The organism is Zhongshania sp., from assembly GCF_041623545.1.
GTDB lineage: Bacteria > Pseudomonadota > Gammaproteobacteria > Pseudomonadales > Spongiibacteraceae > Spongiibacter.
This window is the reverse complement of record NZ_JBFJWS010000198.1, coordinates 1-5,855: the sequence shown is the minus strand read 5'-3', so window position 1 is coordinate 5,855 and position 5,855 is coordinate 1. Positions and strand designations below refer to the sequence as shown.

The 5,855-nt window shown below is 53.3% G+C and carries 6 protein-coding genes; 5 read left to right on the top strand and 1 reads right to left on the bottom strand.

What is annotated here, in order from left to right:
• A partial coding sequence (locus ABYT30_RS14320; protein ID WP_373097182.1) for a class I adenylate cyclase occupies positions 1-1,921 on the top strand: 1,921 nt, incomplete at its 5' end.
• A 350-nt stretch (positions 1,922-2,271) separates the two neighbouring features.
• Here the strand turns inward: ABYT30_RS14320 and cyaY are convergent.
• Positions 2,272-2,592, bottom strand: a complete 321-nt coding sequence (gene cyaY, locus ABYT30_RS14315; RefSeq protein ID WP_373097179.1) for an iron donor protein CyaY — start codon at positions 2,590-2,592, stop codon at positions 2,272-2,274.
• A 115-nt stretch (positions 2,593-2,707) separates the two neighbouring features.
• Between cyaY and ABYT30_RS14310 the strand changes: the two genes are divergently transcribed.
• The 4 genes from ABYT30_RS14310 to ABYT30_RS14295 all read left to right on the top strand — a co-directional run bounded on the left by ABYT30_RS14310 (position 2,708) and on the right by ABYT30_RS14295 (position 5,779).
• On the top strand, positions 2,708-2,863 hold the full coding sequence (locus ABYT30_RS14310; RefSeq protein ID WP_373097176.1) for a lipoprotein: 156 nt from the start codon (positions 2,708-2,710) through the stop codon (positions 2,861-2,863).
• 11 nt (positions 2,864-2,874) lie between these two features.
• Positions 2,875-4,122 (top strand): diaminopimelate decarboxylase, encoded by a 1,248-nt coding sequence (lysA, locus tag ABYT30_RS14305; RefSeq protein ID WP_373097174.1) that lies wholly within the window; start codon positions 2,875-2,877, stop codon positions 4,120-4,122.
• Between the two features lie 113 nt (positions 4,123-4,235).
• The gene (gene dapF / locus ABYT30_RS14300; protein WP_373097171.1) at positions 4,236-5,066 is read left to right on the top strand and encodes a diaminopimelate epimerase; all 831 of its coding nucleotides are present in this window, start codon (positions 4,236-4,238) and stop codon (positions 5,064-5,066) included.
• Between the two features lie 8 nt (positions 5,067-5,074).
• On the top strand, positions 5,075-5,779 hold the full coding sequence (locus ABYT30_RS14295) for a DUF484 family protein (RefSeq protein WP_373083516.1): 705 nt from the start codon (positions 5,075-5,077) through the stop codon (positions 5,777-5,779).
• Positions 5,780-5,855 lie beyond the last annotated feature (76 nt).

Here is a 5,855-nt window from a genome sequence, read left to right as displayed (position 1 = left end):
CTACGCCAGAGATTTCCCCAATGTCGTCCCGCTGTGCATTGACCTTAAAGAAGCGATTTACCGTGGTGAGGTCTGCAGCGACGACTTTGACCCCTATATCATGGTGTACCGACGCTTGGCCGATTATTTACATTCCCGCAGCGAGTTTGATCGCCTCGAGCTGGTTCGTCGCGCCTTTTATTTTAAGGTGGGGATTCGCCTATCGCAGACCGCAGGCAGTGCAGCCCCGTGGCGGCGAAAATTATTAGAACGCTTAATTGCCGAGTGGCAGTGGCCGCCAGAACAGCTACTGAATTTAGATACCCGCAGTCGCTGGAAAATTCGACGGGTGCGGGAGGAACATCGCTTTTTGGTTGCCGAGCTAACCAATAGCTATCGATTTCTACAGGACTTCGCTCAACAAAGTAATAGCCCAGCGCTGATTAAATCCCAGGAAATGACCCTGCTCGGCCGCAAGCTTTACGCCGCCTTTGAACGCAAACGCAATAAAGTTGAATGGCTGAACCCCGGCATCGCCCCCGATGTATCCGAAGAGCAATTATTCTTCCACACCGTCGGCTTTGGCCCGCAGCGCCGCTGGGCGGTGAGTAGCAGCGCCCGCCACGATTTTGAAAATGACGCCATTTTGCTCGAACACGAGCACCTAAGCGGCCTGCTATCTTGGTGTTTTTGCAATGGCCTAATCAATGACTATACCCGACTTCGTCTCAATGGCCGCCAAGATGGCGTGTCTGAAAACGACCTGCGGGAAATGGCCAGTCACTTAAAAGACAAACTACCCCGTAAAGCCTATGCGGCAGATCCACAAAAACACGAGGCCTTTAACCGCCCCAAAGTGCCTGAGGCGATTCTGCTGTATATCAATCTCGGTCAAGGCGCGCTCAGTACACTCGGCGCGGCAGGGCTTGCCAGACACAATAGCAGCTACCCCATCACCCATATCGAAATTGTCGTTATCAATAGTTGGGGTGAGGTGACGTCACTGGCCTTTGCCGACCAAGATGCCATTATCGACACTTTTCGGGTTTATCAGCAGCTGATGCTGGCGGCCGCCAAGGCCAGTGAGCCACCGACCTTAAGTGCGCTTTGCTTCAACGACCCAGAACAAAAGCTACGCCAGCGCCTTCGCCATCTGCCCGGCTTATTGCACAAGGCATTTTATACCCCGCCCACCAACAAGCGGCTCGTCATTAAACTCAGTAATGGCTTTCATATATTACAGACTGAAAACGACGAGCTGCGCGATATCCACGCGCCAAACTACTCAACCCTAATTCAATGTCTTGGTCGGGGGCAAAGTCAGTACAGCCCCGTGCTAATGGATCGCTTTTGCGCGCCGAACTCGGCCCTTGCGAGTATTGTGGATACCGCCAAGACCGCTGATTGCTATGTGTTTTTTCATAGCCGCGACGATTTTGCCGATCTCTTCGTACACGATGAACGCGGTTCCCTGCATTACACCACTGCCGCCTTTCGCAACGTCGAGCAACTCCTACAGCCACTGGTCCTGTTTCTACAACGCTGCCGCACTGAACAAACTAGCGAGCATAAAATAAACCTTTATGAACTCCATCAGCAGGAGAACCGCTGGCATAGTGAGGCTATAGACCTCGACAAAATAATGAACGGCAGCGACGCGGCCGATACTCGCGTTCAACTAGAGGCCATTGCCCAAATCGACAACAAAGGCCGATTGGTCTTTGATATGCGCTATCAAGACCAGTTTTTTCGTTACGACAAAATCGGCACCGCACTATTCGACCAACTTGCCAGCCAATTGCTATTACAAGAAAAGCGCCCTACCCATTATCAACTTGATGCAATTAACCTCAGTATCCAGGCGCCACAGCAAAGCAGTGTTTACCTGCGCTATAAGCAACATATTGAGGAGATGCTGAATACCTCAGTGTTGTCGCAGTAGGTTTAGGGGCGGGGGGAACCAACGTAAAGGCAGAGTACCTCGTAGACACCGAGTCAGAGCTGCGTAGGCAGGTATCCATGTGAGCGCTATGAATACCTTTCCGCGTCGGAGGTCTGATGTCGGAAGTCTGACGTGGTGGCAGATGGAAGGCGCAACGGCCAGGCCTCACTCCGTAGCTGGAATGGACTCCTGCCTCCGCAGGAGTAACGAAAGTAGCAAGCAGGGGCGGTGTCCGAACTCCGCAGGAGTGACAACAATTTAAACCCTGAGGCCTAGTCGTCATACCTGCGCAGGCAGGTATCCATGTGAGCGCAGCGAATGCCTTTACGTCAGACGCCAAACTTCCGACCTCAGACTCCTTCTAAAACCAACTCTTCACCAATTTGCTCGAGGCTTATCTCCCTCAGCATCTCCAGCAAGCTTTGCTCGGTGCGCTGGCAATACCACTGGCCATCGACCCAGCTGTAATGAAAGCCGCCAGAGCGCACCGCTAGCCAGAGTTCACGACTAGCACCTTGACGACTAAAAATCATGGCGCTGCCATCTGGGGCTTTTAGAGTTAATACGCCGCCACTGATTTCGCAGTCAACATCGGCATCCAGTTCGTCGACGGCGTCTTCGATGGCAACATATAATTCGTCGATATTGTCGTTAAACTCTACTTCATTCATATTGCGGCTGACTTCCTAATAGCGGCTGATTTCCGGAAGTATACTAAGGCCGCACCACCTAAGGCCATCATCGCCACCGCTAGCTGGTGTGTTATTCATTCCCGCCCTAGGTATAATGCGCGCCTCTGTCAATTTTGGGGATAACACAATGGCGTTTCGTATTACAGTGCTTTGCCTTGGCTTGTTATTAGGCGCCTGCGGACAAACTGGCCCCCTGGTGTATCCCGACAAGAATGACGCCCCAGCTAACTCCAGTGCGCAGCCTGAATAGAGAACGCCTCCATGACGCCTTTTCATTACCTCAACGGCGAACTTCACGCCGAGTCTGTTGCCCTCAGCAGCATTGCCCAGCAGTTCGGCAGCCCCTGCTATGTGTATTCCCGGGCGTATTTAGAACAGCGCTTTACCGAATACACCGATGCCCTAGCAGGCCAAGATCACTTGGTTTGCTACGCCGTCAAAGCCAACTCCAATATTGCGGTACTCAATGTCTTGGCGAGGCTCGGTGCGGGTTTTGATATCGTTTCCGTTGGCGAACTAGAACGCGTTTTGGCCGCCGGTGGCAAGCCCGAGCGCATTGTGTTTTCTGGTGTGGGCAAAACTGCGGCGGAAATGCGCCGGGCGCTGGACGTGGGCATTCACTGCTTTAATGTGGAGTCTGAAGCCGAGTTAGAGCGTTTAAACGATGTAGCGGCAGAGATGGGCGTCAGCGCACCGATTTCCATTCGGGTAAACCCCGACGTGGACGCCAAAACCCATCCCTATATTTCTACCGGTCTAAAAGACAATAAATTTGGCATCGACATTGCCCGCGCCCCCGAGGTGTACCGCCGCGCCGCCAGCCTCGCCAATATCACTATAAAAGGGGTGGACTGCCATATTGGCTCGCAGCTGATTGATACCAGCCCCTTTCTTGACGCTCTCGACCGCGTGCTGAGTCTCGTCGATACCTTGGCGACAATGGATATCACCATTTCCCATCTCGATTTAGGCGGCGGTCTCGGTGTGCGCTACCGAGACGAGATCGCACCGGCAACCAGTGACTATATCGCCGCGATACGCGCCCGTTTGGGTGATAGGAAAGTGACCTTGATGTTCGAACCGGGCCGTTCGATCAGCGCCAATGCCGGTGTATTGCTGACTACCGTCGAATATTTAAAGTTAAATGAACACAAAAATTTCGCGATAATTGACGCCGCCATGAACGATATGATCCGGCCGTCTTTGTACTCGGCATGGATGGATTTATTGGCGGTTAAACCCCGTGACGAGGGCGTTTTACGCAGTTATGACTTTGTTGGGCCGGTCTGCGAAACCGGCGATTTTCTCGCCAAAGACCGCGAGTTGCGCATTGTCGAAGGCGACTTGCTGGCGCTGGCATCCAGCGGCGCCTATGGATTTACCATGAGTTCCAATTACAATAGCCGAGGACGCGCGGCGGAAGTCATGGTAGACGGCGATCAATGTCACCTCATTCGCGCCCGCGAAACTGTCACCGACCTGATGCGTGGTGAAGCTGTGTTGCCCTGAGGGCGCAAGATCCGATAGCCGCCCAGCGGCTATACTCGATCCGCACTCTCGACTTAGCAACCTGCCCGCATCGTTAACCGCGCCACCGGTGAGGCGCAACACAGGGTTTTGCGATGCAGTTACGTTTTACCAAAATGCATGGCCTGGGCAATGATTTTGTCGTTATCGACCTCATTACCCAGCGCTTTAAGCTTAAGCCGCACCATATTCGCAAAATTGCTGACAGGCATTTTGGGATTGGCTGCGACCAAGTTCTGGCGGTGGAAATCCCCACCCAGCCCGATGTCGATTTTCGCTACCGCATATACAATGCCGAAGGCAGTGAAGTGGAGCAGTGCGGCAATGGCGCACGCTGCTTTGCCCGCTATATCCGCGACAAACGCCTCACCGGCAAAGAGCGAATTAAAGTCGAAACCTTGGCCGGAATCATTGAGCTAGAAGTCACCGAAAATCGCCACGTGCGAGTCGACATGGGCGCGCCGGTTCTCGATCCCAAACCCATTCCTTTTACCGCTGAACGCCAAGCTCGGGATTACGCCCTCGAGATCAATGGCGTAGAGTGGCGGGTTGGCGCGGTCTCTATGGGCAATCCTCATGTCATTCTGCCGGTGGCTGATGTCGACACCGCGCCGGTGGCCGAAGTGGGCCCCATTGCTGAGCAACATCCGCGCTTCCCCCAGCGAGTCAATGTCGGCTTTATGCAAATCATTGACCGCGACACCATTAAGCTGCGGGTATTTGAGCGCGGCGTCGGTGAAACACTCGCCTGTGGCACGGGCGCCTGCGCCGCTGTAGTGAGCGGCATAGAACAGGGTAAACTGAATTCCAATGTGACCGTGCATTTGCCCGGTGGCAGCTTGACGATAGAGTGGCAAGGCGCGGGCCAGCCCGTTATTATGACAGGCCCCGCCACGACCGTTTTCGAAGGCCAGATACAAATATAGGATCGCCTGTGGACAGCACAAACCCGAAAAAAGATGGTCTACCCAGCGAGAGTGAAGTTGCCCGCTATTTACGCAACCACCCCGGGTTTTTCCTGAACAATGAAGACATACTGTCTGAGTTAAAGCTGACCCACCAGACTGGTAAAGTGGTCAATTTAGCCGACCGCCAAGTCGAAATTTTGCGCGAACGCAATATGGACATGCGCAATCGCCTGAGCAAATTACTGGACAACGCAACTCGCAATGACCAGCTCTTTGAACGCAGTAAAAAATTGATTCTAAGCTTGATCGAAGCCAAACGCGCTGAAGAGCTGAGCAATAATCTCTGTCGGAGCTTGGTCAATGATTTTGATGACATCGACTACGCCAGCCTAATTTTATTTGCCGACCCCAATCGCGTTGGCAGCAGCGTGCTCCGCGTGGTCAGCCCAGAGCAAGCTCAGCAACAAATTGGTAGCTTGCTACGCGGTAACAAGGCGATTTGCGGCGTACTCCGTGGCGAAGAACTCAGTTTTCTGTTCGGACAACACGCCGATCACATCGGCTCTGCCGCACTGATGCCAATTCAGGCCGGCAATATCGACGGCGTTATCGCCATTGCCAGCAAAAATCCCCAGCACTTTAAATCGAGCATGGGTACGCTGTTTCTGGAGTATATTGCCGAAGTAGTAAACCGCTGTTTGCCGAAGTTAATGAAGGGGCCGTTTCTTTAAAAAATAGTCGGGCGTCTGGCGTCGGAGGTCTGACGAAGTACCAACGTTTACGTGTACACGAGGATGCACCAAACGT

Coding starts and splice junctions, on each gene's coding strand:
- ABYT30_RS14310 (WP_373097176.1), top strand. CDS start 2,708: ATGCGCGCCTCTGTCAATTTTGGGGATAACACAATGGCGTTTCGTATT.
- lysA (WP_373097174.1), top strand. CDS start 2,875: ATGACGCCTTTTCATTACCTCAACGGCGAACTTCACGCCGAGTCTGTT.
- dapF (WP_373097171.1), top strand. CDS start 4,236: ATGCAGTTACGTTTTACCAAAATGCATGGCCTGGGCAATGATTTTGTC.
- cyaY (WP_373097179.1), bottom strand. CDS start 2,592: ATGAATGAAGTAGAGTTTAACGACAATATCGACGAATTATATGTTGCC.